Origin of the sequence: Streptomyces sp. NPDC056169 (assembly GCF_042268445.1) — a bacterium.
Lineage (GTDB): Bacteria > Actinomycetota > Actinomycetes > Streptomycetales > Streptomycetaceae > Streptomyces.
In genome coordinates, this window is sequence record NZ_JBHJUO010000014.1 from 17869 (window position 1) to 42417 (window position 24549).

At 72.5% G+C, this 24549-nt stretch carries 25 protein-coding genes; 6 read left to right on the plus strand and 19 right to left on the minus strand.

Features of this window, described 5'->3' with window-relative positions; all coding sequences use genetic code 11:
- Positions 1 to 2: 2 nt before the first annotated feature.
- On the plus strand, positions 3 to 1616 hold the full coding sequence (locus tag ACFC0G_RS23505) for a flavin-containing monooxygenase (RefSeq protein WP_376406297.1): 1614 nt from the start codon (positions 3 to 5) through the stop codon (positions 1614 to 1616).
- 123 nt (positions 1617 to 1739) lie between these two features.
- Here the strand turns inward: ACFC0G_RS23505 and ACFC0G_RS23510 are convergent, their stop codons facing one another.
- From ACFC0G_RS23510 to hsaA (ACFC0G_RS23550), 9 genes are all read right to left on the minus strand, one after another.
- Complete coding sequence (locus tag ACFC0G_RS23510) at positions 1740 to 2657, minus strand: alpha/beta hydrolase (protein WP_376406299.1); 918 nt, start codon at positions 2655 to 2657, stop codon at positions 1740 to 1742.
- Positions 2654 to 3418 carry a glucose 1-dehydrogenase gene (locus ACFC0G_RS23515; protein WP_376406301.1) on the minus strand — a complete coding sequence of 255 codons (765 nt, stop codon included), beginning with the start codon at positions 3416 to 3418 and terminating at the stop codon, positions 2654 to 2656. The genes ACFC0G_RS23510 and ACFC0G_RS23515 overlap by 4 nt, the downstream gene beginning before the upstream one ends.
- Positions 3418 to 5118, minus strand: a complete 1701-nt coding sequence (locus ACFC0G_RS23520) for an FAD-dependent oxidoreductase (protein ID WP_376406303.1) — start codon at positions 5116 to 5118, stop codon at positions 3418 to 3420. Before ACFC0G_RS23520 ends, ACFC0G_RS23515 begins: the two co-directional genes overlap by 1 nt.
- Positions 5119 to 5132: 14 nt before the next feature.
- Positions 5133 to 5684 (minus strand): MaoC/PaaZ C-terminal domain-containing protein, encoded by a 552-nt coding sequence (locus tag ACFC0G_RS23525; RefSeq protein WP_376406305.1) that lies wholly within the window; start codon positions 5682 to 5684, stop codon positions 5133 to 5135.
- Positions 5684 to 6166, minus strand: a complete 483-nt coding sequence (locus ACFC0G_RS23530) for a flavin reductase family protein (protein ID WP_376406307.1) — start codon at positions 6164 to 6166, stop codon at positions 5684 to 5686. The genes ACFC0G_RS23525 and ACFC0G_RS23530 overlap by 1 nt, the downstream gene beginning before the upstream one ends.
- Entirely contained in the window at positions 6154 to 7047 is an 894-nt protein-coding gene (locus tag ACFC0G_RS23535; RefSeq protein ID WP_376406309.1) for a VOC family protein, read from the minus strand. The genes ACFC0G_RS23530 and ACFC0G_RS23535 overlap by 13 nt, the downstream gene beginning before the upstream one ends.
- A gap of 27 nt (positions 7048 to 7074) precedes the next feature.
- On the minus strand, positions 7075 to 7950 hold the full coding sequence (gene hsaD, locus ACFC0G_RS23540; protein ID WP_376406311.1) for a 4,5:9,10-diseco-3-hydroxy-5,9,17-trioxoandrosta-1(10),2-diene-4-oate hydrolase: 876 nt from the start codon (positions 7948 to 7950) through the stop codon (positions 7075 to 7077).
- A 12-nt stretch (positions 7951 to 7962) separates the two neighbouring features.
- On the minus strand, positions 7963 to 9129 hold the full coding sequence (gene hsaA, locus ACFC0G_RS23545; RefSeq protein ID WP_376406313.1) for a 3-hydroxy-9,10-secoandrosta-1,3,5(10)-triene-9,17-dione monooxygenase oxygenase subunit: 1167 nt from the start codon (positions 9127 to 9129) through the stop codon (positions 7963 to 7965).
- Positions 9130 to 9388: 259 nt separating this feature from the next.
- Positions 9389 to 10558 carry a 3-hydroxy-9,10-secoandrosta-1,3,5(10)-triene-9,17-dione monooxygenase oxygenase subunit gene (gene hsaA, locus ACFC0G_RS23550; RefSeq protein ID WP_376406315.1) on the minus strand — a complete coding sequence of 390 codons (1170 nt, stop codon included), beginning with the start codon at positions 10556 to 10558 and terminating at the stop codon, positions 9389 to 9391.
- Between the two features lie 183 nt (positions 10559 to 10741).
- Between hsaA (ACFC0G_RS23550) and ACFC0G_RS23555 the strand changes: the two genes are divergently transcribed.
- Positions 10742 to 11614: an IclR family transcriptional regulator gene (locus ACFC0G_RS23555; protein ID WP_376406318.1), complete on the plus strand. Its 873-nt coding sequence runs from the start codon at positions 10742 to 10744 to the stop codon at positions 11612 to 11614.
- Positions 11615 to 11677: 63 nt separating this feature from the next.
- On the opposite strand, the gene ACFC0G_RS23560 is transcribed toward ACFC0G_RS23555, so the two are convergent.
- From ACFC0G_RS23560 to ACFC0G_RS23595, 8 genes are all read right to left on the minus strand, one after another.
- Complete coding sequence (locus ACFC0G_RS23560) at positions 11678 to 12763, minus strand: 2Fe-2S iron-sulfur cluster-binding protein (protein ID WP_376406320.1); 1086 nt, start codon at positions 12761 to 12763, stop codon at positions 11678 to 11680.
- Positions 12756 to 12983, minus strand: a complete 228-nt coding sequence (locus tag ACFC0G_RS23565; RefSeq protein ID WP_376406322.1) for a hypothetical protein — start codon at positions 12981 to 12983, stop codon at positions 12756 to 12758. Before ACFC0G_RS23565 ends, ACFC0G_RS23560 begins: the two co-directional genes overlap by 8 nt.
- Position 12984: 1 nt before the next feature.
- Positions 12985 to 14139, minus strand: a complete 1155-nt coding sequence (locus ACFC0G_RS23570) for a Rieske 2Fe-2S domain-containing protein (protein WP_376406324.1) — start codon at positions 14137 to 14139, stop codon at positions 12985 to 12987.
- 26 nt (positions 14140 to 14165) lie between these two features.
- Positions 14166 to 15188 (minus strand): 4-hydroxy-2-oxovalerate aldolase, encoded by a 1023-nt coding sequence (gene dmpG, locus ACFC0G_RS23575; RefSeq protein ID WP_376406326.1) that lies wholly within the window; start codon positions 15186 to 15188, stop codon positions 14166 to 14168.
- Positions 15189 to 15379: 191 nt separating this feature from the next.
- A complete protein-coding gene (locus ACFC0G_RS23580; RefSeq protein ID WP_376406328.1) occupies positions 15380 to 16315 on the minus strand; it encodes an acetaldehyde dehydrogenase (acetylating) in 936 nt (311 codons plus the stop codon).
- 4 nt (positions 16316 to 16319) lie between these two features.
- Positions 16320 to 17102, minus strand: coding sequence for a 2-keto-4-pentenoate hydratase (locus tag ACFC0G_RS23585; RefSeq protein ID WP_376406330.1), 783 nt, complete (start codon positions 17100 to 17102; stop codon positions 16320 to 16322).
- A 210-nt stretch (positions 17103 to 17312) separates the two neighbouring features.
- Positions 17313 to 18224: an SDR family oxidoreductase gene (locus tag ACFC0G_RS23590; RefSeq protein WP_376406332.1), complete on the minus strand. Its 912-nt coding sequence runs from the start codon at positions 18222 to 18224 to the stop codon at positions 17313 to 17315.
- Positions 18221 to 19009, minus strand: coding sequence for an SDR family oxidoreductase (locus ACFC0G_RS23595; protein WP_376406334.1), 789 nt, complete (start codon positions 19007 to 19009; stop codon positions 18221 to 18223). Before ACFC0G_RS23595 ends, ACFC0G_RS23590 begins: the two co-directional genes overlap by 4 nt.
- 78 nt (positions 19010 to 19087) lie before the next feature.
- Between ACFC0G_RS23595 and ACFC0G_RS23600 the strand changes: the two genes are divergently transcribed.
- Genes ACFC0G_RS23600 through ACFC0G_RS23615 form a run of 4 tightly spaced genes read left to right on the plus strand, consistent with a single transcriptional unit; the run spans position 19088 to position 22627 of the window.
- Positions 19088 to 19924, plus strand: coding sequence for an enoyl-CoA hydratase family protein (locus tag ACFC0G_RS23600; RefSeq protein ID WP_376406336.1), 837 nt, complete (start codon positions 19088 to 19090; stop codon positions 19922 to 19924).
- Positions 19925 to 19938: 14 nt separating this feature from the next.
- Positions 19939 to 20787, plus strand: a complete 849-nt coding sequence (locus tag ACFC0G_RS23605) for a CoA transferase subunit A (protein WP_376406768.1) — start codon at positions 19939 to 19941, stop codon at positions 20785 to 20787.
- A complete protein-coding gene (locus ACFC0G_RS23610; RefSeq protein ID WP_376406338.1) occupies positions 20784 to 21563 on the plus strand; it encodes a CoA-transferase subunit beta in 780 nt (259 codons plus the stop codon). The genes ACFC0G_RS23605 and ACFC0G_RS23610 overlap by 4 nt, the downstream gene beginning before the upstream one ends.
- Positions 21560 to 22627, plus strand: a complete 1068-nt coding sequence (locus tag ACFC0G_RS23615; protein WP_376406340.1) for an NAD(P)H-dependent flavin oxidoreductase — start codon at positions 21560 to 21562, stop codon at positions 22625 to 22627. Before ACFC0G_RS23610 ends, ACFC0G_RS23615 begins: the two co-directional genes overlap by 4 nt.
- 125 nt (positions 22628 to 22752) lie before the next feature.
- Here ACFC0G_RS23615 and ACFC0G_RS23620 read toward each other — a convergent pair whose 3' ends face one another.
- Positions 22753 to 23910, minus strand: coding sequence for an acetyl-CoA C-acetyltransferase (locus ACFC0G_RS23620; protein WP_376406342.1), 1158 nt, complete (start codon positions 23908 to 23910; stop codon positions 22753 to 22755).
- Positions 23911 to 23930: 20 nt separating this feature from the next.
- A complete protein-coding gene (locus ACFC0G_RS23625) occupies positions 23931 to 24545 on the minus strand; it encodes a TetR/AcrR family transcriptional regulator (RefSeq protein ID WP_376406770.1) in 615 nt (204 codons plus the stop codon).
- Between the last annotated feature and the right edge of the window lie 4 nt (positions 24546 to 24549).

Here is a 24549-nt window from a genome sequence, read left to right on the forward strand (position 1 = left end):
ACGTGAACGACAGCATCACCGACTCCGTCGACATCGTGGTCGTCGGGGCAGGCGTCACCGGCCTGTACGCCGTCCACAAGCTGCGAGGCCTCGGCTACCGCGTGCGGGGCTTCGAGCGCGGGGACGACGTGGGCGGCGTCTGGTACTGGAACCGCTACCCGGGCGCCCGCTGCGACGTGGAGTCCGTGGACTACTCGTACTCCTTCGACGAGGACCTCCAGCAGGAGTGGGACTGGAGCGAGAAGTACGCCACGCAGCCGGAGATCATGCGCTATCTGCGCCATGTCGCCGACCGGTTCGACCTGCGCCGCAGTTACACCTTCTCCACGTCGGTCCTCTCGGCCGAGCTGGACGAGAGGGCGCTGCGCTGGACGGTGCGCACGGACGGCGGGGAGGTGGTCTCGGCGCGGTTCTGCGTGTACGCCGTCGGCTGCCTCTCCAGCACGCACGTACCGGACATCCCGGGGATCGCGGAGTTCGGCGGCGCCACCTACCACACGGGCGCCTGGCCGCACGAGGGCGCGGACCTCACCGGTCTGCGCGTCGGCGTGATCGGCACAGGCTCCTCCGGCATCCAGGCCATCCCGCTGATCGCCGAGCAGGCGGCGCATCTGACGGTCTTCCAGCGCAGCGCCAACTACAGCATGCCGGCCGGGAACGCGCCGCTGGACGAGGAGACGCGCCGGCGGCAGAAGGCGGGGTACGCCGAGCGGCGGCGGCTCTCCCGGCTCAGCGGCGGCGGCTCGCCCCACGCGGCGCACCCGTCCGGGACGTTCGAGGTGTCGGAGGAGGAGCGGCGGGCCGCGTTCGAGAAGCGCTGGGAGCTGGGCGGGGTCCTGTACTCCAAGACGTTCCCCGACCAGCTCACGGACCGGGCGGCCAACGACGCGGCGCGCGTGTTCTGGGAGGAGAAGGTCCGCGCGCTCGTCGACGACCCGGACTCCGCCGACCTGCTGGTCCCCACCGACCACCCGATCGGCACGAAGCGGATCGTCACTGACTCGCACTACTACGAGACGTTCAACCGCGACGACGTGCGCCTCGTGAGCCTGCGCGAGAACGCGATCGACCGGGTCGACGGCGGCGGGATCGTCCTGACCGACGGCACGCGGGTGGAGCTGGACGCGATCGTGTTCGCGACCGGCTTCGACGCGATGACCGGCGCGCTCGACCGGATCGACATCCGGGGGCGCGGCGGCCGGAGGCTGAGGGACGTGTGGAGCGGGGGTCCCCGCACCTATCTGGGCCTGGGGGTCGACGGCTTCCCGAACCTGTTCAACCTCACCGGTCCCGGCAGCCCGTCCGTCATGGCGAACGTGGTGCTGTGCGCCGAGCAGCACGGTGACTGGCTCATCGACTGTCTGCGCCACCTCGACGCGTACGGCTACCGGGGGATCGAGGCGAGCCCGGAGGCCGTCGAGGAGTGGGTCGCGCAGTGCCGCGACCGGGCGGACGCCACGCTGTTCCCGGCGGCGAACTCCTGGTACCTGGGGGCCAACATCCCCGGGAAGCCCCGGGTGTTCATGCCGTTCATCGGGGGGTTCGGGGTGTACGGGGACATCATCGCGGACGTGGCGGACTCGGGGTACAAGGGGTTCGACCTGCTCACGGGCTGACCCGCGCGGACACGGCTCGACCTGCTCACGGGCTGACCCGCGCGGACACGGCCTGATGCCCCCGCCCCCTCCGGACCAGGAGGGGGCGGGGGCATCGGGCGTGCGCGGGCGCGGTGGTGCGTGTCAGTGCGGGGCGAGTGCCGTGCGCAGGACGCCGAACGCGGTCGCGCGGGCCTCGGCGGCTTCCGGCAGGGCCTCGGCGGACATGGAGAGGAAGCCGTGGAACATCCCGGCGTAGTGGTGGGCCTCCACGGCGACGCCGGCGGCGGTGAGGGCCGCGGCGTACGCGAGGCCGTCGTCCCGCAGGGGGTCGAAGCCGGCGGTGACGAGGTGGGCGGGCGGGAGCCCGGACAGGTCGGCGCCGGCCAGCGGGGCGGCGTAGGGGGCGGTCCGGTCGGCGGGCTCCGGCAGGTAGGCGTCCCAATACCAGCGCAGGTGGTCGGAGGTGAGGAAGTACCCCTGGCCGTTCTCGCGGTGCGACGGCCGGGAGCGGGTGGGGTCGAGCATCGGGTAGTAGAGCGCCTGGCAGGCGATGCGGGGGCCGCCCCGGTCGCGGGCGAGGAGGGTGAGGACGGTGGCGAGGTTGGCGCCGGCGCTGTCCCCCGCGACGGCGATGCGGCGGCCGGGGAGCGTCCTCGCCGCCCACAGGAGCGCCGTGTAGGCGTCTTCGGGGGCGGCGGGGAAGGGGTGCTCGGGGGCGCGGCGGTAGTCCACCGCGACGACGGTGGCGCCCGTACCGAGGGCGAGGGCGCGGCAGAAGCCGTCGTGGCTTTCGAGGTCGCAGAGGGTGAAGCCGCCGCCGTGGCAGAACAGGACGACGGGGGCGTTCTCCTGGGCGGCCGGGTCGTAGACGCGTACGGGCACGCCGTCGGCGTCCCGGTCCTCGACGTGGGCGACGGGGAGCGGGGTGACGGCGGGCTTCTGCCGGGCGGCGAGGAAGGCCCGTACCTCGGTGACGTCCGTCATCTCCGTGCCCAGGGGCGGGAAGTGGGCGGCGGCGAGGTCGATGAACGCCTGGACCTCGGGGGCGGGGCGGGTCATTCGTTCGCTCCCTTCGGGGGCAGGGCGGGCATCCGGCCGGCCGACGCCCCGCCGTCCACGGCGAGTTCGGCGCCGGAGAGGTAGGAGGCGTCGTCGGAGGCGAGGAAGGCGACGAGGTGCGCGACCTCGTCGGGCTCCCCCACGCGGCCGAGCGGCGCGGCCGGGTGGGCCGTGGTGCCGAGGTGGGCGGTCATCGCGGTGGCGATGGCCCCGGGGTGGACGGAGTTGACGCGGATGCCGTCGGCGCCGAGTTCGAGCGCGGCGGTCTTGGTCAGGCCGCGCAGCCCCCATTTCGCGGCGCCGTACGCGCCGTGTCCCCAGATGCCCTGGAGGCCGGCCTGCGAGGAGATGTTGACGACGGACCCGCCGCCGCTCGCCCGCATCGCCCCGGCCGCGGCGCGGATGCCGAGGAACGGGCCGATGAGGTTGACCCGGAGGAGCGCCTCCAGGCGGGCCGGGTCCTCGTCGACGATGGGTGAGGTGGAGTAGATCGCGGCGTTGTTGACGAGGACGTCGAGCCGGCCGAAGGTGTCGACGGCGGTGGCCACGGCGGCGGCCCAGGAGTGCTCGTCGGTGACGTCGTGGCGTACGAAGCGGGCGGCGGCGCCGAGGGAGGCGGCGGTCGCCTCGCCCTCGGCCTCGCGTACGTCGGTGAGGACGACGCGCGCCCCGAGGGCGACGAAGAGGCGGGCCTCGGCCTCGCCCATGCCGCGGGCCGCGCCGGTGACGAGCGCGACCTTTCCGGTGAGGTCGACGGCCATCAGCGGCTCTCCTCGTCCGCGCGGGGGCCGGCGATGTCGTTGACGGCGAGCCAGCTGAAGGTCATGGCGGGGCCGATGGTCGCGCCGGGCCCCGGGTAGGTCTCGCCCATGACCGCCGCCGAGACGTTGCCGGAGGCGTACAGGCCGGCGATCGGTGTTCCGTCCTCCCGGAGGACGCGGGCCGTCGCGTCGGTGACGAGGCCGCCCTTGGTGCCGATGTCGCCGGGGTGCACGGGGATCGCGTGGAAGGGCCCCTTCTCCAGGGGCGCCAGGTTGGGGTTGGGGAGCGTCGGGTCGCCGTAGTAGCGGTCGTAGACGCTGTCGCCGCGGTGGAAGTCCTCGTCGCGGCCGGCGCGGGCGAAGCCGTTGAAGCGGTCCACGGTGGCGCGCAGCCGCTCGGGGGCGACGCCGATCCGTGCGGCCAGTTCCTCCACGGTGGCGGCCTTCTTGACGAATCCGCTCTCCAGCCACGGCTTGGGGAAGGGTTGGCCGGGGAGCAGGCCCATGAAGAGGTAGCGGGACCTGGCCGTGGCGTCGAGGATGAGCCAGGACGGGACGGTGCTCGCGCCGGGCTTGTCGTGGGCGTACATGGCGTCGACGAACTCGTGGTAGGGCGCGGCCTCGTTGGCGTAGCGGTCCCCCGCTCCGTCGACGATGACCATGCCGGGGACGCCCCGGTCGGCGACGAGGAAGAACGGCTTGCCCTCGGGCACCACGACCGACGGCGCGCCCCACACCTTGTCCATCAGGTCGGTCCCGGCGCCGAGCGCCGTGGCCGGTTCCAGGGCGTCGCCGGTCTGTCCGTCGGCGGCGGCGCTCCACGCGCTGGAGGTGGGTGCCGGGAGGTGCTTCTCGCGCAGGTTCTGGTCGTGCGAGAAGCCGCCGGAGGCGAGGACGACGCCGCCGGTCGCCCGGACCGTGAGGTCGCGGCCGCCTCGGACGACGCGGACGCCGGTGACGCGGCCGTCCTCCTCGACCAGGCCGGTCAGCGGCGTGGCGAGCCAGAGCTCGCCGCCGAGGGTGTCCAGGGAGTGCCGCATGCGGGCGATCAGCGCCTCGCCGAGGGAGAGCAGCCGCTGCCCGGTGAGCAGGGCCTTGACGGCCCGGCCGCCGACGCGGGCGGCGGTCCGCCGGCCGGCCCAGGTGCGGCCGGCCATGTTGAGCCCACGGAAGTCCTTGGAGGTGATGGTGAGGCCGTACGTGGGCAGGCCGGCCCTGCGCATGGTGGCGCGCTGTTCCGGTCCGAGCTTCTTGAAGTCGAAGATGCGGGGTTCGATGGAGCGGCCCTGCGGGTAGCCGCCGAGGCGCTCCGGGTAGTAGTCGGAGTAGCCGGGGGTGTAGACGAACCTGACGGCGGTGCGGTCGTGGAACTCCCTTACCATCCGGGGTCCGTGGGCGACGTAGGCGTCCTTGCGGGCGGCGGGTACGCGGTCGCCGACGGTGGCGTCCAGGTAGGCGCGGGCCTTCTCGGGGGTGTCGCCGAGCCCGGCGGCGTCCAGGTGGAAGTTGTTCGGCACCCAGATGGCGCCGCCGGACAGGGCGGTCGAGCCGCCGTACACGTCGGTCTTCTCCACCACGAGGACGGTCAGCCCGCGCAGCCGGGCGGTGATCGCGGCGGCCATCCCGGCGGAGCCGGAGCCGACCACGACCACGTCGTAGGTGTGGTCCCAGGTGTCGTTCATCGGGTTCTCCCTCGTCATCGGGCTCTCCCTGGTCAGCGGGGGGTGATACGGGCGTCGGTGCGGACCGGCGCGTCGTCGCGTTCCGCGGCGGTGGCCGTGAGCCGGTAGCCGTCGGCCGTGTCCCAGACGCGCAGCCGCAGCGTCTCCCCCGGGTGGAACACGCCGGCGAAGCGGGTGCGGCAGCCGGCCACGGCGCTCGCGTCGGCGCCGAGGAGGCGGTCGGTGACGGCCTTGACCGCCATTCCGAAGGGGCAGAGGCCGTGCAGGACGGGCCGGTCGTGGCCCGCGCGGCGGGCGGTGATCTCCTGGCCGCCGTGCAGGACGCCCGCCAGGTCGATGTCGACGCCCGGCAGGTCGAAGACCTGGAGTCCGACGCCTCCCGTGCCGCCCGCGACCACTCCGAACGTGGGCAGCACCTGGAGCCCCCGTTCGTGTCCCTCGAAGACGTAGCGCAGCTCGCGCGGGTCGGTCTCGGGGACGCCCGCGCCGAGCGCCAGGTGGTACAGCCGCACGTCGCGCGCGTCCCAGACGACGTCCGTGCGCACGGGCTGCGCGGACGTCGCCTTCTCGACGTCGAGGGGCATCAGAACGCCCCGACGGCGTAGCGGCTGCGGAAGAACAGCAGCGGCCGGCCGTCCTCGCGGGCGTCGAGCGCTACCACCTGGGCGGTGACCAGGGAGTGGTCACCGGCCTCGTGGACGGAGTGCAGCTCGCACTCGACGTAGGCGAGGGCTCCGTCGATGCGGACGGTCCCGTGTTCGCTGACGTTCCAGGGCACGTCCGCGAACTTGTCGGCGCCGCTGCGGCCGAGCGCGGCGCAGGTGTCCCGCTGCTCCTCGGCGAGGATGTTGACGCAGAACCGGCCCGCCCGTTCGATCCTCGGCCAGCTCGTTGAGGAGTTGCCGACGGCGAGCATGACCAGCGGGGGGTCGAGGGAGAGCGAGGCGAAGGACTGGCAGGCGAAGCCGGCGGGTTCGCCTCCGTCGAGTGCCGCCACGACCGTGATGCCGCTGGCGAAGCGGCCGAGGACGTCCCGGAAGTCGGCGGGGTCGATCAGCCGTTCCACTGGTGGCCCCAGAAGCTGTCGGCGGTGATCTCCTTGGCGACCCAGGTGGCGGGGTCGACGATCAGGCCGTCCCAGCCGTACTCGACCTGGAAGCCGCCGGGGGCCTGGGCGTAGAACGACACCATGCGGTCGTTGGTGTGGCGGCCGAGGCTGGAGGCGATGGGGATGCCGGCGGCCTTGGTGCGGTCCAGGCCGCGGCCCACGTCGTCGAGGGTCTCCAGCTCCACCATGAAGTGCACGATGCCGGGCGGCAGGGCGCCGGGGTAGAGGCCGAGGCTGTGGTGGCGGCTGTTGGGGCTCAGGAAGTGCATCCAGTGGAAGTCCCGCTGCTCGGCGGCGGTCGGGACGGCCTGCGGCGGGAGCTTCATGGAGTCGCGCAGCTGGAAGCCGAGGAGGTTCTCGTAGAAGTCGAGGGCGGCCTCGATGTCCGGGACCGGGAGCACGACGTGGCCGAGGCCGAGGTCGCCGGTGACGAAGCGGTTGCCGTACGGGGTGCCGAGCGGGGTGTGGTCCTGGGCCTGGCCCCAGTAGATCTCCAGCGGGTTGCCGCAGGGGTCGGTCAGGTGGATCAGGCCCTGGACGCGGCGCTCGGCGAGCTCGGCGTCGTCGGCGGCCTTGACGGCGACGCCGGCCGCCTCCAGTGCGGCGGCCGCCCCGGCGAGCGCGGCGGCGTTGGCCACCTCCCAGCCGGCCGCGAGCAGCCGGTCGCCGTCGCCGGCCTGGACGGCGATGCGGTAGGCGCGGTCGTCGACGCGCAGGAGGAGGGTGTCGTCGGTGGTGCCGGCCGCCTGCACCATGCCGAGGACGTCGAGCGCGTAGCGGCGCCACGCGTCGAGGTCGGTGGTCTCCAGGCGCAGGTATCCGAGAGCACGGATGTCCATGGTGGTGTTCCTCTTCCGTTCGTGGTGTCAGTGGGAGAAGAAGTCGAGGGCGAGTCGGTTGAACTCGTCGGCCTGCTCGGCCTGGGCCCAGTGGCCGCAGTGCGGGAAGACGTGCAGGCGGGCGTCGGGGATGGTCTTGAGGGCGACGAGCGCGCCGTCGAGGGGGTTGACGCGGTCCTCGCGTCCCCAGGTGAGGAGCACCGGCTGGGTGATCCGGTGGGCCTCGCGCCAGAGCATCGTGTCCTCGGCCCAGGCGGGGTTGGCGAACGAGGCGCCCATCCGGGCATTGCCGAGCCTGGTGTCGGGATCGTTCGCCGAGGCCCAGCGTTCCTCGACGAGTTCGTCGGTGACGATCGACCGGTCGTAGGCCATGACGCCGAGGAAGGCGCGGAGTTGTTCCTTCGTCGGCTCCGGGGAGGCGCTGAACTCGAAGAGGCGCTTGATGCCCTCGGTCGGGTCGGGGGCGAAGAGGTTGACGGAGACGCCGCCGGGGCCCATCAGAAGGAGCTTGGCGACCTTGTCCGGGTGGTTCAGGGCGATGCGGACGGCGGTGCCGCCGCCGAGCGAGTTCCCGACGAAGTGCGCCCGCTCGATGCCCAGTTCGTCCATCAGCGCGGCGACGGCGGCGGCGCTGTAGCTGAAGTAGTCCTTGTCGAGTACGGGCTTGTCCGAGCGGCCGTAGCAGGGCTGGTCGACGAGGATCGTACGGAAGTGCTCGGCGAAGACCGGGAGGTTGCGGCCGAAGTTGCTCCAGCCGGAGGCGCCGGGGCCGCCGCCGTGCAGCATGATCACGACGGGTGCCGGGTGCGGTCCCGCGGGTCCGGCCTCGTGGAAGTGGAGGGTGAGTCCCGCCGCCTTGGCGGTGCGGGACGTCGACGCGTGGGTGAGTTCTGCCGCTGCCATCGGGGGCGCCTCTCAGGCCATGGTGTCGTGGATGTCGATGCCGAGCGCGCACTGCCCGTACATGACGAGGGCCCGCTCGGGGTCGTTGGCCGCGTGGCCGCGGCCGGTGTGGGCGTCGCGCCAGGCGCGCTGGACCGGGCCGGGGCCGGTGCGCATGGCGTTGCCGCCGGCGTTCTCCATCAGGAGGTCGACCGCCGCGACGCAGCGTTCGGTGGCGAGGACCTGGTCCCGGCGGGTACGGGTGCGGAGCTCCATCGGGAGTTCCTCGCCGCGCTGCGCGAGCGCGTACATGTCGCCGATGTTGCGGGTGATCTGCAGCCAGCTCGCGTCGATGTCGCTCGCGGCGCGGGCGATGCGGACCTGCGCGAAGGGGTCCTCGGCGACCTTCTGGCCGTAGGAGACGCGGAACCGCTGCCGGGTGGCCTCGGTGTACGAGTCGTAGGCGCCCTCGGCGATGCCGACGATCGGGGTGGTGATGGTGGTGGTGAACACGCCGGCGTACGGCAGGCGGTACAGCGGTTCCTGGTTGAGCTCGTGGCCGGGCACCTTCAGGGCGGTGACCGGTCCGAAGCTCAGGGCGCGGTGGTCGGGGACGAAGACGTCCTCGACGACGACGTCGTTGCTGCCGCTGCCGCGCAGGCCGACGGTGTCCCACACGTCGTCCACGCGGTAGTCGGAGCGGGGGATCAGGAAGGTGCGCATGTCCACCGGGTTGCCGTCGGCGTCGGGGACGAGGCAGCCGAGCAGGGCCCATTGGACGTGGTCGCAGCCGGAGGAGAAGTGCCAGCGGCCGGAGAGCCGGAAGCCGCCGTCGACGGCGGTCGCCTTGCCGGTGGGGGCGTACGAGGAGGCGATACGGGTCCTGGGGTCCTCGCCCCACACCTCCTGCTGGGCGCGCGGGTCGTACAGGGCGACGTGCCAGGGGTGGACGCCGACCACGGAGGCGACCCAGCCGGTCGAGCCGCACGCCTTGGCGATCTCCTTGACCGCCGTGTAGAAGACCACCGGGTCCGCCGCCCGGCCGCCGAAGGCCTTGGGCTGGAGCAGCTGGAAGAAGCCGGTGTCCTCGATCTCCTTGATGGACGCGTCGGGCACGCGGCGCAGGGCCTCGGCCTCGGCCGCGCGCTCGCGCAGAGCGGGGGCGAGATCACGGATCGCTGCCAGGACGTCGTCGGCCATGGGGCATCCCCTTTCGGGTCGTGGTGGGGGAAGTGCCAGGACCGTACGACGCGGTGTCGCGCGGCGAAATGCGGTGCTCCCACTGAGCGGGAAGGAGCGGCGGACGCGGCGCGGTGGAGGGGCCGTACGCGGCGGTGGCGGGGTCGTATACGACGGTGACGGGGTGTGATCCACGGCGGTGGCCGTCGTGGACGGCGGCGGTGGCGGTCGTGGACATCGGTGGCGGTGACGGCGGTGGCGGTGGCAGTGGCAGTGGCGGTCAGAGCATCGGATCGTGGACCGCGATGCCCAGGGCGTCCTGGCCGAAGAGGACCAGCGCCCGTTCCACGTCGTTGGCCGCCTGACCGCGGCCGGTGTGCAGGTCGCGCCAGGCGCGCTGGAGGACGTCGTCGCCCCCGCGCAGGGCGCTGCCCCCGGCGTTCTCCATCAGCAGGTCCACGGCCGCGATGGCCCGTTCGGTGGCGAGCACCTGGTCGCGGCGGGCCCGTGCGCGCAGGGACGTGGACGGATCCCGTCCGTCGCGGGCGACCGCGTACAGGTCGGCCGTGTTGCGGCTCAACTGCAGGAGGCTCGCGTCGATGTCGCTCGCGGCGCGGGCGACGCGCACCTGCGCGAAGGGGTCCTCGGCGACCCGCTGGCCGGCGGAGGCACGGAAGCTCGCCCGGGCCGCCGTGACGTACGCGTCGTACGCGCCCTCGGCGATGCCGACCATGGCGGTCGAGATCGCGGTGGTGAAGACCGCGGCGTACGGCAGCCGGTACAGCGGCTCGGGGTTGGCCTCATGCCCCGGGGCGCGCAGCGCGGTCACCGGGCCGAAGCCGAGGGTCCGGTGGTCGGGGACGAAGGCGTCCTCGACCACGATGTCGTTGCTGCCGCTGCCGCGCAGGCCGACCGGGTCCCAGACGTCGTCGACGCGGTAGTCGGCGCACGGCACCAGGAAGGTCCGCATGTCGACCGGCCGTCCTTCGGCGTCGGTGACGAGACCGCCGAGGAGAGCCCATCGGGCGTGGTCGCAGCCTGCCGAGAGGTGCCAGCGGCCGGACAGCCGGAAGCCGCCGTCGACCGGGGTGACCTGGCCGGTGGGGGCGTGGGAGGAGCAGACGCGGGTGGTGGGGTCCGCGCCCCACACGTCGTCCTGGGCCCGCGGGTCGAAGAGGGCCACGTGCCAGGGGTGGACGCCGAGGACGGCCGCGGCCCAGCCCGTCGAGCCGCAGGCCCGGGCGATCTCCCGCAGCGCGGCGTAGAAGACGTCCGGGCCGGTGGCGAGGCCGCCGAAGGCCCGGGGCTGGAGAAGCCGGAAGAAGCCGGCCCGGGCGAGCTCCTCGATCGTGGAGTCGGGCACGCGGCGCAGGGCCTCGGTGTCGGCGGCACGCTCGCGCAGGGCGGGGGCGAGGGCGCGGACCGCCGCGAGAACGTCGTCGTCGCGCATGTGCGTGCCTCTCGGATCCTGAGACCGCCGTGGGGCGACGGAATGACGCTAGGGAAACTACGCGTTACTGTTCCGAGACGGAACACCCTCTTCCCAGTCGCCGGAATCCTCTGGCAATCTCCACGCAATACCGGAGATTACGGACGCGGCCAGGGCTGTCTGCCGTCCGTGTGGGAGGTGCCGATGACGACGCCCGCGGTCGAGGCCGAATGTCCGCCGCTGTCCCTGCTGGAGAAGGCGGCGAAGGTGCTGAGCGCCTTCCAGAGCGCGGGGCCCCGACTCACTCTGACCGAGGTCGTGCAGCGTTCCGGCATCCGCCGGTCCTCCGCGCACCGCATTCTCGATCAGCTGGTGCAGCTGCGCTGGCTGGAGCGCGAGGGCCGGGACTACCGGCTCGGCATGGGCATGTTGGAGCTCGGTGCGATGGCCTCGCACCACAACCGGCTGCGCCGGGCGGCGCTGCCCCATCTGCACGCCCTGCACGAGTCCACGGGCCATCTGGTCCACCTCACGGTGCTCGACGGCGCCGAGGTGGTCTATCTGGAGCGGATCGGCGGGTCCGACGACTCCGGCGTGCCCTCGCGGACGGGCGGGCGCCAGCCGGCGTACTGCACGGCGTCGGGCAAGGCGATCCTGGCCTTCAGCGACCCCGCCGTGACGGAGCAGGTGATCCGGCACGGGCTGCGGCCGCGCACGCCGCGTACGATCACCCGCCCCGAGTCCTTCCGGGGCGAGCTGGCGATGGCGCGGGAGCGCGGGGTGGCGTTCGACCACGAGGAGGGGTTCCGAGGGGTCTTCTGCGTGGCGGCGCCGCTGCGCGGTGCGGGCCGGGCGATCGCCGCGATCTCGGTGTCCGGCAACGGCGTCCACCGCGAGCTGGAACGCATCGCGCCCGCCGTGCGCGGCTGCGCCCGATCCGTGTGGCAGGCGATGTTCGGTCCGGGGCGCCTCACGGAGAAGCAGCCGCAGCCGGCCGGGGCGGTGGCCGCTCCCGACTTCCCGCAGCCGTCGATGGACAACATGATGACCTGGCTGCGTTTCAGCGAGTGGATGTGACGACGACGTCCCCGGCGGACACCTGTGGGTGTCCGCCGGGGACGTCGTCGGGACGAAGGAGTGTCAGGAGTAGGTGATCGCGACCCTGTCGGTGAGCGGCAGGGCCTGGCAGGCCAGGACGTATCCCTCGGCCACGTCCTCGTCGTCCAGGACGTCGTTGCGGAGCATCTTCACCTCGCCCGCCACGACCCGGCAGGTGCAGGCGCTGCACGCGCCCTCCCGGCACGAGTACGGGGCGTCCACGCCCGCCGCGAGGAGCGCGTCGAGCAGCGGCGTGGCCGGAGGCCAGGCAAGGGTGCGGGTCTCACCGTCGAGCTCCACCTCCACCTCCGCCTCTACCTTCACCTCCGTCTCCGCCGTGCTGCCGCCGTCGTCCGCCGTATTGCCGCCGTCCGGCTGGGCAGGGGCGTCGAAGACGTGTCCACCCAGGGAGAAGAAGCGTTCCCGGTGGATGCGGTGGCCCGGCGTGCCGACCGCGCGCAGCGCCTGCTCGACGGCGTCCATGAGCGGTTCCGGGCCGCAGACGAAGGCCTCGCGGTCGGCGTACGGCGCCAGCGCGGCGGCCAGCCGGTCCGCTCGGGGCAGGCCCTGGAGCGATTCCAGCCAGTGGACGACGAGGAACCGGTCGGGGTGGTGCGCGGTCAGTTCGCGCAGTTCGTCGCGGAAGATGACCGAGGACTCGTCGCGGTTGGCGTACAGGAGCACGACCCGGCCCTGTCCTTCGGCGAGGGCCGACTTGGCGATGGAGAGCACCGGGGTGATGCCGCTCCCGCCGGCGGCGAGGAGGAGGTCGTGGTCGAGGGAGTCGGGGGTGAAGGTGCCGGCCGGGGGCAGCACCTCCAGCTCGTCCCCCGCCGTCAGGTGGTCGCACACCCAGTTGGAGCCGTGCCCGCCGGCCACCCGTTTGACGGTGATCTTCAGGGGCTCGCCAGTGTGGGGTGAGCCGGCGAGGGAGTAGCAGCGGGCGGCCGGCTTCCCGTCCGCCCCCGGCAGCTTGACGGTGAGGAACTGCCCGGGGCGGTACGTGAAGCGGCCGGCGCTCTCCGGCGGCGGCTGGAGCACCAGGGAGTGCGCGTCGGCGGTCTCGGCGATCACCTGGACGACGCGCAGCCGGTGGGTGCGCGCCGTCCCCGTGGTCCTGTCAGGCATCGGCGACCTCCAGGGTTCCGTCCGCCACCGCGCGGTCGATGCTGGACCGCAGCGCCCGGCAGGTCCGGATCCGGGCGCTGGTCGCGCCCTCGCTCACCCGGTCGCGGAACTCCGCGCAGACGACGGCCGCGTCGGCGGTCCACTGCACGGAGGTGTGGGCCGGGCTGAACTTCTCGCACAGGACCCGGTTGCCGCAGGTCGCGCACTCCACCGGTCGCACGTCAGGCTCCGGTCCCCGGCGCCGCCGCGCGGCGGGCCAGGTTCTCCTCGACCTCCGCGTGCCAGGCCTTGTTGGCGCGCTGGGTGTCGATCTCGAACTCGAAGCGGCGGGTCATCCCGTCCTGGACGTCGGCGACGTCGACGTAGAACTGCTCGTACCACCGGCGCAGTTGGTAGACCGGGCCGTCCTCCTCGGTGAGCAGGGGGTTGTCGATCCGGGTCTTGTTCTTCCAGATCTCCACGTCCTGCTCGAAGCCGACGGCCGTTCCCTCGGCGGCGAGCCGTGCGGCCTCGTCGGCCTGTTCCCCGGTCATCCCGGGGAGCCGCTTGACGATCGCCCCGTATTGGAGCAGGAAGCTGTTCGCGTCGATGGGGTAGTGGCAGTTGATGAGAACGACCTCCATCTCGACGCCGCCGCCGACGTCGCTGTAGAGATGGTCGATCATGTAGGAGGGGCCGTAGTAGGAGGCGTCGGAGCGCAGGCGGCCGGCGCTGAGGGTGCCCAGTTCCATGTCGCCGCGGGGGCTGCTCTCCATGTACTGGGTGGCGACGTGCCCCTCGAAGACGTTCTTGAAGTACTCAGGGAAGGCGTAGTGGACGTAGTAGAAGTGCGCCATGTCCACGACGTTGTCGACGATCTCGCGGCAGTTGGAGCCCTCGACCCGGAGGGTCTTCCAGGTCCAGTCGCTCCACTGGTCCGCGTCGGGTCCGTGGATGCCGGCGATCTCGGGGACGGTGACCTCGGGCGGCGGGGGGTTGCCCTCGGGGTCGTGCCAGACGAAGAGCTGCTTGTTCCGCTCCAGTGTGGTCCAGGAGCGGGTCCTGGCGCGGGGCGGGACGCGGCGGGCGTACGGGATGCCGGCGCAGCGGCCGTTGCCGGCCCAGCGCCAGTCGTGGAAGGGGCAGGCGACGGCGTCGCCCTTGACGGTGCCGTGCGCGAGGTTGCCGCCCATGTGCGGGCAGTAGGCGTTCAGGACGTGCAGCTGTCCGTCGTCCTCGCCCTGGAAGACCACCAGCTTGGTGCCGAAGGCCTCGATCTCGTGCGGGTTTCCGTCCTTGAAGTCTTCGGCGAGGCCGAGACAGTGCCAGCCCCTGGCGAAGCGCGCCGGCGGCCTGCCCGCCTCGATGACCCTGACCTCGTCGTGGAGAGCAGTCATCTCGTTGTCCCTTCGTGTGTGGAGGTTCAGTTCCGCGCGGCGAGTTCCACGGCGATGTCGATGAGCTGGTCCTCCTGGCCGCCCACGAGACGGCGTTCGCCCGCGCGCAGGAGGATCTCGGCACCGGAGACGCCGTAGCGCTCGGCCTGCCGGTAGGCGTGCTTGAGGAAGCTGGAGTAGACCCCGGCGTGGCCCATGAGCAGGGCGAGCCGGTCGAGTCGGCACTCCTCGTCCATGACCGGGCGGACGACGTCCTCCGCCGCGTCGATGATCTTCAGGACGTCGATGCCGGTGCGGATGCCCATCTTGGCGCAGACGGCGACGAGCGCCTCGACCGCGGTGTTGCCCGCGCCCGCGCCGAGCCGGCGGGTGGAACCGTCGATCTGCAGCGCTCCGGCCTTGATCGCGGCGATGGAGTTCCCGGTGCCGAGGGCCAGGTTCTCGTGTCCGTGGAAGCCGACCTGGGCGTCGTCGCCGAGTTCGGCGACGAGGGCCTCGACGCGGGCGGTGACGTCGTCCATGACCATGGCGCCGGCCGAGTCGACGACGTACACGCACTGGCAGCCCGCGTCGGCCATGATCCGGGCCTGCCGCGCCAGGTTCTCGGGCGGTGTCGAGTGGGCCATCATCAGGAAGCCGACGGTCTCCAGGCCCCGCTCGCGGGCGAGTCCGAAGTGCTGGACCGCGATGTCGGCCTCGGTGCAGTGGGTGGCGATGCGGCAGATGCTCGCGCCGTTGTCGTGGGCGGCCCGGATGTCGTCCTTGACGCCGAGTCCGGGGAGCATGAGGAAGGCGATCCTCGCCTGCCGCGCGGTCTCCACCGCGATCGAGATGAGTTCCTGTTCGGGCGTCTTCGAGAAGCCGTAGTTGAAGGAGGACCCGCCGAGTCCGTCGCCGTGGGTCACCTCGATGACCGGGACGCCGGCGTCGTCGAGGGCGGCGACGACGGAGCGTACGTCCTCGCCGGTGAACTGGTGCCGCTTGGCGTGCGAGCCGTCGCGCAGCGAGGAGTCGGTGACGCGGATGTCGAGGGTGTCCGAGTAGGGCATGCGGTGGGCTCCTTACGCGAAAGAGGGTGCCTTGTCGATCAGGCCGGATCAGGGAGCGGCGTCTGGTGTCGTGGATCGCAAGGCGGAGGAGGGAGTCGACGCGGTGGGGGTACCTCCCGTGCCCGGAGGGCCACGGGGGACTACGTGGGCATTTCGGCAACGCGGCGAGCGTGCGTGCCAGGCGTCGCGACTCAGGCGGGACTTTCCGGACACGGCCTAGGCGCGAGGAGCGCCTTGGCGAACTCCTCGCCGACCCTGGTGGCGGCGGCGGTCATGATGTCGAGGTTTCCGGCGTAGGGCGGCAGGTAGTCGCCCGCGCCCTCGACCTCCAGGAAGATCGCGACGCGCGCCATGCCGCCGTTCTCGGGGCTCGGGTCGTCGAACTGCGGTTCGGTGCGCAGGCGGTAGCCGGGGACGTAGGCCGCGACCTGCTCGGCGATCTCCTTGACGGAGACGGCGATGGCGTCCCGGTCGGCGTCCTCGGGGATCGCGCAGAAGACGGTGTCCCGCATGATGACGGGGGGCTCGGCGGGGTTGAGGATGATGATCGCCTTGCCGCGCGCGGCGCCGCCGATCGTCTCGATGCCGCGCGAGGTGGTACGGGTGAACTCGTCGATGTTCGCGCGGGTTCCGGGTCCGGCCGACACGGAGGCCACCGAGGCGACGATCTCCGCGTACGGCACGGGGACGACACGGGAGACGGCGTACACCATGGGGATGGTGGCCTGTCCGCCGCAGGTGATCATGTTGACGTTGGGCTTGTCGAGGTGCTCGCGGAGGTTGGCGGGCGGGACGACGGCGGGGCCGACGGCCGCCGGCGTCAGGTCGACCGCCTTGATGCCGAGCTCGGCGTAGCGCGGGGCGTTGGCCCGGTGGACGTAGGCGCTGGTGGCCTCGAAGACGATGTCGGGCTTCTCGTCCTGGGCGAGGAGCCAGTCGACGCCCTCGTGACTGGCTTCCAGGCCGGCGCGGCGGGCGCGGGCGAGGCCTTCGCTGTCGGGGTCGACGCCGATCATCCAGCGGGGTTCGACGTGTGCGGAGCGGAGCAGCTTGTAGAGCAGGTCGGTGCCGATGTTGCCGGATCCGACGATCGCCGCGGTCGCTTGGGTCCTGGTGTTGATGATCATCACCTCAGATGAAGGGCAGGGAGACCGAGCCAAGACCGGTGAACTCGGCGGTGAAGGTCGCTCCGGGCGTCACGTCGACGGCCCGGGTGCAGGAGCCCGGCAGCACCACGTGTCCCTTCTTCAGGGACACCCCGAAGCGGGCCACCGTCCGGGCAAGCCAGGCGACGGAGAGGGTCGGGTCGCCGAGCACGGCGTCGCTGCGTCCCTCGGCCAGCAACTCGCCGCCGCCCGTCAGCCGCGCGTCGATCGCCTTCAGGTCGAGCTCGCGGGGGTCGCGGCCCTCGCCGATGACGTATCCGGCGGAGGAGGCGTTGTCCGCGATGGTGTCGGCGATGGTGATCCGCCAGTCGCGGATCCTGCTGTCGATCAGTTCCAGGGCGGGCACGACGCGTTCGGTCGCGGCGAGCACGTCCGCGGCGGTGCACGTCTCGCCCGGGAGGTCGTCGCCGAGGACGAAGCCGACCTCGACCTCGACGCGCGGGTGACAGTAGCGGGAGACGGGGACCGGGACGTCGGGGCGCAGCTCCATGTCGTGGAGCAGATGGCCGTAGTCCGGTTCGTCGACGCCCATCATCCGCTGCATGACGGGGGACGACAGGCCGACCTTGTGGCCGCGCACCTCGGCACCCGCCGCGAGGCGGTGCCGGATGTTGACGAGCTGGATCTCGTACGCGTCCTCGGTGTCGATGCCGGGGAAGGCCGAGGTCAGCGGGGCGATCGGCGTGACGCCGTGTTCGGCGGAGCGCAGCAGCTCGGCCGCCTCGTGTCTCTGGCGGTCCGTGAGCATGGCGGGTCCCTCCTGCGGGCGGTTGGGGCTGTCCGGCGAGGCTAGGCGGGTCCCGATGACGGCGGGGAGCGCGATTTCCCGGTGAGCGGGAAAGGCCCCCGGAGCAGCTGAACGCCCTGCGGAAAGCGCCACGTGACGCCCTGCGGAACGCGCTGCGGGGCGGGCCGGCGGCGTTCGGCCGCGAGCCCGCCCCGCAGGGTCGGAGGTCGGTCAGCGTGCTCCGTACACGGGCTGCGGGGGTTCCGCGTCCGCGAGGAGCTTCAGGGCCGTGTCGCCCGCCTCCGACGGGGTCCAGCGGGCGCCCTTGTCGGCCGTCGGCCCGGGCCGCCAGCCCTCCATGACGGTGATCCGGCCCGCCTCCGCCTCGAAGACCCGTCCCGTCACCCCGGCCGAGGCGGCGGAGCCCAGCCAGACGACGAGGGGGGAGACGTTCTCCGGAGCCATCGCGTCGAAGGCGTCGCCCTCGGGGGCGGCCATCGTCTCGGCGAAGGTCTGCTCGGTCATGCGGGTGCGGGCGGCGGGGGCGATCGCGTTGACCTGGACGCCGTAGCGGCCGGACTCGGCGGCGGCGACGAGGGTGAGGCCGATGATTCCGGCCTTGGCGGCGGCGTAGTTGCCCTGGCCCACGCTGCCGAGGAGCCCGGCTCCGGAGCTGGTGTTGATCACCCGCGCCTCGGGCGTCCGGCCGGCCTTGGCCTCGGCGCGCCAGTGCGCGGTGGCGTACTTGAGCGGCAGGAAGTGGCCTTTGAGGTGGACGCGCATGACGGCGTCCCAGGCGTCCTCGTCGAGGTTGACCAACATGCGGTCGCGCAGGAATCCGGCGTTGTTGACGAGGGTGTCGAGGCGGCCGAAGGCCTCAAGGGCGGTGGCGACCAGCGAGGCCGCGCCGTCGGCGGTGGCGATGTCACCGCCGTGCGCGACGGCCTCCCCGCCCGCCGCGGTGATCTCGTCGACGACCTGCTGGGCGGGGCCCCCGCCCCCTCCGCTGCCGTCCGCGGCGACTCCGAGGTCGTTGACGACGACCCGGGCGCCCTCGGCGGCGAAGGCGAGCGCGTGCGCGCGGCCGAGGCCGCGACCCGCCCCGGTGACGATGACGACGCGTCCGCTGCAGAGTCCTGTCATGGTGTGTTCCTTCGGTTGACGGTGGCGGCGTCGAGGAAGCCGGGGCGTTCCCCGCCGCCGTGGACGTGGAGGCTGGCACCGCTGATGTAGGCGGCGCGGTCGGAGGCGAGGAAGACACAGGCGTCGCCGATGTCGGCGGGCTCGGCGAGCCTGCCGAGGGGTACGGTGCGGCCGACGGCGGCGACGCCCTCCTCGTCCCCGTAGTGCAGGTGGGAGAGTTCGGTGCGCACCATGCCGAGGACGACCGTGTTGACCCGCACCCGGGGCGCCCATTCCACGGCCATGGAGCGGGCGAGGTTGTCCAGGCCCGCCTTCGCGGCTCCGTAGGCCGCGCTGCCGGGTGACGGGCGGGTGCCGCTGACGCTGCCGATCATGATGATCGCCCCTCCCCCGGTCTGGTGGCGCATCACCTCGTACGCGGCGAGGGAGGCGGTCAGCGGGGCGACGAGGTTCAGTTCGACGACCCGGGCCTGTCGCTCGGCTCCGCCGTCGTCGAGCATCCGGAACGGGGTTCCGCCGGCGTTGTTGACCAGGGTGTCGAGCCGTCCGTGGTCGTCGCGCACCCGGTCGAAGAAGCCGCGGACCGCGTCCGGGTCGCGCAGGTCGACGGGGAGGAAGCGGGCCGTGCGTCCCGCCGCCTCGACGGGCTCGTCGGGAGGCCGGCGCGCGCAGGTGACGACCTCCGCGCCGGCTTCCAGCAGGGCGCGGGTGATTCCCGCGCCGACACCCCGTGTTCCGCCGGTGACGACGGCGACGGATCCCGACAGATCGATGATCGCTGTCAATGGGCACCTCCCGCAGCGCGCGAACCGCTGCTATCTTCCACCTAACAAACGTTAGGTGGAAAGGTAGCTGATCTGCTCATGGGTGTCTCCACCTCCGCCCCGGAAGAGGGCATCGCCGTCGTCACCGTGGACTTCCCCCCGGTCAACGCCCTCCCCGTACAGGGCTGGTACGACCTGGCCGCCGCGGTACGCGCCGCCGGCGCCGACCCCAAGGTGCGCTGCGTGGTCCTGGCCGCCGGGGGCCGCGGTTTCAACGCCGGCGTCGACATCAAGGAAATCCAGCGCACGACCGGGCACGACGCCCTCCTCGGCGCCAACCGCGGCTGTTACGAGGCGTTCGGCGCGGTCTACGACTGCGAGGTGCCGGTGGTCGCCGCCGTGCACGGCTTCTGCCTGGGCGGCGGGATCGGCCTGGCCGGCAACGCCGACGTCGTCGTCGCCTCCGACGACGCGACCTTCGGTCTGCCCGAGCTGGACCGGGGCGCGCTGGGCGCGGCCACCCACCTCTCGCGGCTGGTCCCCCAGCATCTGATGCGGGCCCTGTACTACACCTCCCGCACCGTCACCGCCCAGGAGCTGCACGGGCACGGCTCGGTGTGGCGGGTCGTCCCGCGCGAAGGGCTGCGGGAGGCGGCCCTCGAGGTGGCCCGGGAGATCGCGGCCAAGGACGGTCAGCTGATCCGGCTCGCCAAGGCCGCGATCAACGGCATCGACCCGGTGGACGTCCACCGCAGCTACCGCTTCGAGCAGGGCTTCACCTTCGAGGCCAATCTCAGCGGTGTCGCCGACCGGGTCCGGGACACCTTCGGCGCGGGGAAGCCGAGCACGCCGGAGGAGACGGACAAGGCGAACGAAGCAAACGAAGCGAACGAAGCGAACAAGTCCGACGAGACGATCGAGGAGGAGCAGTCGTGAGCAGGGACAAGACGATGACCGCCGAGGAGGTCGTCGGCCGCCTGGAGAGCGGGATGACGATCGGCATCGGCGGCTGGGGCTCGCGGCGCAAGCCGATGGCTCTGGTCCGGGTGCTGCTGCGTTCGGACCTCACCGATCTGACCGTCGTCTCGTACGGCGGCCCGGACGTCGGGCTGCTCGCCGCCGCCGGGAAGGTCCGCAAGCTGGTCGCCGCCTTCGCCACCCTCGACTCGGTGCCCCTGGAGCCGCACTTCGTCGCGGCCCGGCAGAGCGGTGCGTTCGAGATGGTGGAGCTGGACGAGGCCATGGTCATGTGGGGGCTGACCGCCGCCGCGCAGCGGCTGCCGTTCATGCCCGTCCGGGCGGGGCTCGGATCGGACCTGATGAGCGTCAACCCCTCGCTGCGGACGGTCACTTCGCCGTACGACGACCGCGAGGAGTTCGTCGCCGTCCCCGCGCTGCGCCTGGACGCCGCGCTGGTCCACCTCAACCGCGCCGACGTGCACGGCAACGGGCAGTACCTGGGCCCCGACCCGTACTTCGACGACCTCTTCTGCGAGGCCGCGGACACCGCGTACGTCTCGTGCGAGCGGGTCGTGGAGACCTCCGAGCTGCTGAAGGACTCCGGGCCGCAGTCCCTGCTCGTGAAGCGCGCGTTCGTCAGCGGCGTCGTCGAGACCCCGAACGGCGCGCACTTCACCTCCTGCGCCCCCGACTACGACCGCGACGAGACGTTCCAGCGGGCCTACGTCACCGCCGCCCGCGACCCGGAGGCCTGGCGGGTCTTCACCGAGCGGTTCCTGTCTGGCGACGAGGACGCGTACCAGGCCGCGGTCGCGGCGTTCCACGAGGAGGAAGCATGAGCGGCAGCCGTACGACGGAAGCGACGACGGCGACGCGGGCCGAGTACTGCGTCGTGGCGTGCGCCGAGGCGTGGCGGGACGCGGGCGAGATCCTGGCCAGCCCGATGGGCACCGTCCCGACGATCGGGGCCCGGCTCGCCCGGCTGACCTTCTCCCCCGACCTGCTCCTGACCGACGGCGAGGCGCTGCTCATCGGCGACGTGCCGGCGGTCGGTGCCCCGCCCCGGGTGGTGGAGGGCTGGCTGCCGTACCGCCAGCACCTGGCGCTGGTCACCACCGGGCGGCGGCACGTGATGATGGGCGCGAGCCAGATCGACCGGTACGGCAACCAGAACATCAGCTGCATCGGCGACTGGGCGCGACCCAAGCGCCAGCTGCTCGGCGTCCGGGGCGCGCCCGTCAACACCCTCAACAACCCGACGAGTTACTGGGTCCCCAAGCACTCGGCGCGGGTCTTCGTCGAGCGGGTCGACATGGTCTCCGGGGTCGGCTACGACCGCGCCGCCGCGGCCGGCCCCTCGGCGACCCGCTACCACCGCATCCCGGAAGTCGTCAGCAATCTGGGGGTCTTCGACTTCGACACCCCGGACCGCACCATGCGGCTGCGCTCGCTGCACCCCGGTGTCACCGTCGAACAGGTCACGGAGGCCACCGGGTTCGGGCTCACGATCCCCGAAGAGGTGCCCTACACCCGTGAGCCGACCGCGGAGGAACTGCGGCTGATCCGCGAGGAGATCGACCCGAAGGGGCTGCGCGACCGCGAGGTCCCCGCATGAGCGACGTCACGATCGCCACCCCCCTCACCGAACTGGTCGGGGTGCGGCACCCCCTCGTCCAGACCGGCATGGGGTGGGTGGCCGGTCCCCGGCTGGTCTCGGCCACCGCCGCGGCGGGCGCGCTCGGGATCCTCGCGTCGGCGACCATGACCGTCGAGCAGCTCCGCTCGGCGGTGCGCGAGGTGAAGTCCCGTACGGACGCGCCCTTCGGCGTGAACCTGCGCGCCGACGCCGGGGACGCGGGCGAGCGCGTGAAGATCATCATCGACGAGGGTGTACGGGTCGCCTCGTTCGCCCTCGCCCCGTCGCGCGAGCTGATCGCGCGGCTCAAGGACGCGGGCGTCGTCGTCATCCCCTCCATCGGGGCCAAGCGGCACGCCGAGAAGGTCGCCGCGTGGGGCGCCGACGCGGTGCTCGTGCAGGGCGGCGAGGGCGGCGGTCACACGGGGAGCGTCGCGACCACCGTCCTGCTCCCGCAGATCGTGGACGCCGTGGACATCCCGGTGATCGCGGCCGGCGGCTTCCGCGACGGGCGCGGCCTGGTCGCGGCCCTCGCCCACGGCGCGGCCGGGGTGGCCATGGGCACCCGCTTCCTGCTCACCTCCGACTCGACCGTGCCGGACGCGGTGAAGGCCCGCTATCTGGCCGCCACGGTCCAGGACGTCACCGTCACCACCGCCGTCGACGGTCTGCCGCACCGCATGCTGCGCTCCGAGCTCGTCGACGCGCTGGAGCGCTCGGGCCGGGCCGCGTCGCTGCTGCGGGCGGTGCGGCACGCCGCGGCCTTCCGGCGCGAGACGGACATGAGCTGGGCGCGGATGGTCCGTGACGGTCTGGCGATGAAGCACGGCAAGGACATGACCTGGAGTCAGATCCTGCTCGCGGCCAACACCCCGATGCTGCTCAAGGCGTCGATGGTGGAGGGCCGGACCGATCTCGGGGTGATGGCCTCCGGGCAGGTCGCGGGGCTCATCGACGATCTGCCGTCGTGCGCCGAGCTCGTCGACCGGATCATGGCGGAGGCGCGGGCCACGCTGCGGTCGCTGCCGCGCGCCACCGGCTGAACGGCTGAGCGGCTGAGCGGCTGAGCGGCCGAGCGGCTGAGCGGCCGACCTCATGAACATGCCCGCCGGGGTGTCGTCACCCGGCGGGCATGTCGCATGAGGGGCCGTCGTTCAGGGGCCGTCGTTCAGAGGCGCTCGATGATGGTGACGTTGGCCTGGCCGCCGCCCTCGCACATCGTCTGGAGGCCGTAGCGGCCGCCGGTGCGCTCCAGTTCGTGGAGCAGGGTGGTCGTCAGCTTGGTGCCGGTCGCGCCGAGCGGGTGGCCGAGGGCGATGGCCCCGCCGTTGACGTTGACCTTCTCCGGGTCGGCACCGGTCTCCTTCAGCCAGGCGAGGACGACCGAGGCGAAGGCCTCGTTGATCTCCACGAGGTCGATGTCGTCGAGCGTCATCCCGGCCTTCTTCAGCGCGTACGCCGTCGCCGGGATCGGGGCGGACAGCATGCGGATCGGGTCCTCGCCCCGTACGGACAGGTGGTGGACGCGGGCGCGCGGCGTCAGGCCGTGCTCGCGTACGGCCCGCTCGGAGGCGATCAGCATCGCCGAGGCTCCGTCGGAGACCTGCGAGGAGACCGCGGCGGTCAGCCGGCCGCCCTCGACCACCGGGTTGAGGCCCGCCATCTTCTCCAGGGTGGTGTCGCGGCGCGGGCCCTCGTCGGTGGTCACGTCGCCGTACGGCACGATCTCCCGCTCGAAGCGGCCCTCGTCGATGGCGCGCGCGGCCCGCTGGTGCGAGCGCAGGGCGAACTCCTCCATGTCCCGGCGGGAGATGCCCCACTTCGTGGCGATGAGCTCGGCGCCGTGGAACTGGTTGACCGGCTGGTCGCCGTAGCGGGCCCGCCAGCCCTCGGAGCCGATGTACGGGCCGTCGGTCAGTCCGAGCGGCGCGGCGGCCTGGCGGCTGGCGAAGGCGATGGGGACCAGGGACATGTTCTGCACGCCGCCCGCGACCACCAGGTCCTGGGTGCCGGACAGGACTCCCTGCGCGGCGAAGTGCAGGGCCTGCTGGGAGGATCCGCACTGTCGGTCGACGGTCACGCCGGGCACCTCCTCCGGGAGGCCGGCGGCCAGCCAGGCGGTGCGGGCGATGTCACCGGCCTGCGGGCCGACGGTGTCGAGGCAGCCGAAGACGACGTCCTCGACGGCCGCGGGGTCGGCGCCCGCGCGCTCCATCAGCGCCTTGAGCACATGGGCGCCGAGGTCGGCGGGGTGGACGGCGGCGAGGCCGCCGTTCCGCCTGCCGACGGGGGTGCGCACCGCTTCGATGATGTATGCCTCGGCCATGGCCGCTCCTCTTTCCTGTGTCACGTTTCCTGTGTCACGCGTGCGTGTCGTGTACGGAGTGCGATGCCCTCCAGCACCACGGACAGGTACTGGCGGGCGATCTCCTCCGGGCTGTGCTGTCCCCCGGGCCGGTACCAGGAGGCGGCGACCCAGACGGTGTCGCGCACGAAGCGGTACGTCAGCCGGATGTCGAGGTCCGCCCGGAACACCCCGGCGGCCACTCCGCGTTCCAGGGTGCCGAGCCAGGCCTTCTCGAACTGCTGCTGCGAGTCGTCGAGGTAGCCGAACCGCGGCTGCTCCCGGAGGTGCCGGGACTCCCTCTGGTAGATGGCGACGGCGGCGCGGTGCCGGTCGATCTCGCGGAAGGACTCGGTGACGAGGGCCTCGATGGTCTCCCTGGGGCCGTGGCCCGCGGCGAGCACGGTGTCGTACCTGCTCCACAGCTCGTTCAGGAAGCCGGAGAGGATCTCGTCGAGCATCGACTCCTTGGAGTCGAAGTGGTAGTAGAGGCTGCCCGCGAGGATGCCCGCCGCGTCGGCGATCTTGCGCACGGTGGTGGCGTTGTACCCCTGGGCGGCGAAGACCTCGGCGGCGGTGGCGAGGAGCTCGTGGCGTCGCTCGGGCGCCGGGCTCACCACG

Coding starts and splice junctions, on each gene's coding strand:
- ACFC0G_RS23510 (WP_376406299.1), bottom strand. CDS start 2,657: ATGACCCGCCCCGCCCCCGAGGTCCAGGCGTTCATCGACCTCGCCGCC.
- ACFC0G_RS23515 (WP_376406301.1), bottom strand. CDS start 3,418: ATGGCCGTCGACCTCACCGGAAAGGTCGCGCTCGTCACCGGCGCGGCC.
- ACFC0G_RS23520 (WP_376406303.1), bottom strand. CDS start 5,118: ATGACGAGGGAGAACCCGATGAACGACACCTGGGACCACACCTACGAC.
- ACFC0G_RS23525 (WP_376406305.1), bottom strand. CDS start 5,684: ATGCCCCTCGACGTCGAGAAGGCGACGTCCGCGCAGCCCGTGCGCACG.
- ACFC0G_RS23535 (WP_376406309.1), bottom strand. CDS start 7,047: ATGGACATCCGTGCTCTCGGATACCTGCGCCTGGAGACCACCGACCTC.
- hsaD (WP_376406311.1), bottom strand. CDS start 7,950: ATGGCAGCGGCAGAACTCACCCACGCGTCGACGTCCCGCACCGCCAAG.
- hsaA (WP_376406313.1), bottom strand. CDS start 9,129: ATGGCCGACGACGTCCTGGCAGCGATCCGTGATCTCGCCCCCGCTCTG.
- hsaA (WP_376406315.1), bottom strand. CDS start 10,558: ATGCGCGACGACGACGTTCTCGCGGCGGTCCGCGCCCTCGCCCCCGCC.
- ACFC0G_RS23555 (WP_376406318.1), top strand. CDS start 10,742: ATGACGACGCCCGCGGTCGAGGCCGAATGTCCGCCGCTGTCCCTGCTG.
- ACFC0G_RS23560 (WP_376406320.1), bottom strand. CDS start 12,763: ATGCCTGACAGGACCACGGGGACGGCGCGCACCCACCGGCTGCGCGTC.
- ACFC0G_RS23570 (WP_376406324.1), bottom strand. CDS start 14,139: ATGACTGCTCTCCACGACGAGGTCAGGGTCATCGAGGCGGGCAGGCCG.
- dmpG (WP_376406326.1), bottom strand. CDS start 15,188: ATGCCCTACTCGGACACCCTCGACATCCGCGTCACCGACTCCTCGCTG.
- ACFC0G_RS23580 (WP_376406328.1), bottom strand. CDS start 16,315: ATGATCATCAACACCAGGACCCAAGCGACCGCGGCGATCGTCGGATCC.
- ACFC0G_RS23585 (WP_376406330.1), bottom strand. CDS start 17,102: ATGCTCACGGACCGCCAGAGACACGAGGCGGCCGAGCTGCTGCGCTCC.
- ACFC0G_RS23590 (WP_376406332.1), bottom strand. CDS start 18,224: ATGACAGGACTCTGCAGCGGACGCGTCGTCATCGTCACCGGGGCGGGT.
- ACFC0G_RS23600 (WP_376406336.1), top strand. CDS start 19,088: ATGGGTGTCTCCACCTCCGCCCCGGAAGAGGGCATCGCCGTCGTCACC.
- ACFC0G_RS23605 (WP_376406768.1), top strand. CDS start 19,939: ATGACCGCCGAGGAGGTCGTCGGCCGCCTGGAGAGCGGGATGACGATC.
- ACFC0G_RS23610 (WP_376406338.1), top strand. CDS start 20,784: ATGAGCGGCAGCCGTACGACGGAAGCGACGACGGCGACGCGGGCCGAG.
- ACFC0G_RS23615 (WP_376406340.1), top strand. CDS start 21,560: ATGAGCGACGTCACGATCGCCACCCCCCTCACCGAACTGGTCGGGGTG.
- ACFC0G_RS23620 (WP_376406342.1), bottom strand. CDS start 23,910: ATGGCCGAGGCATACATCATCGAAGCGGTGCGCACCCCCGTCGGCAGG.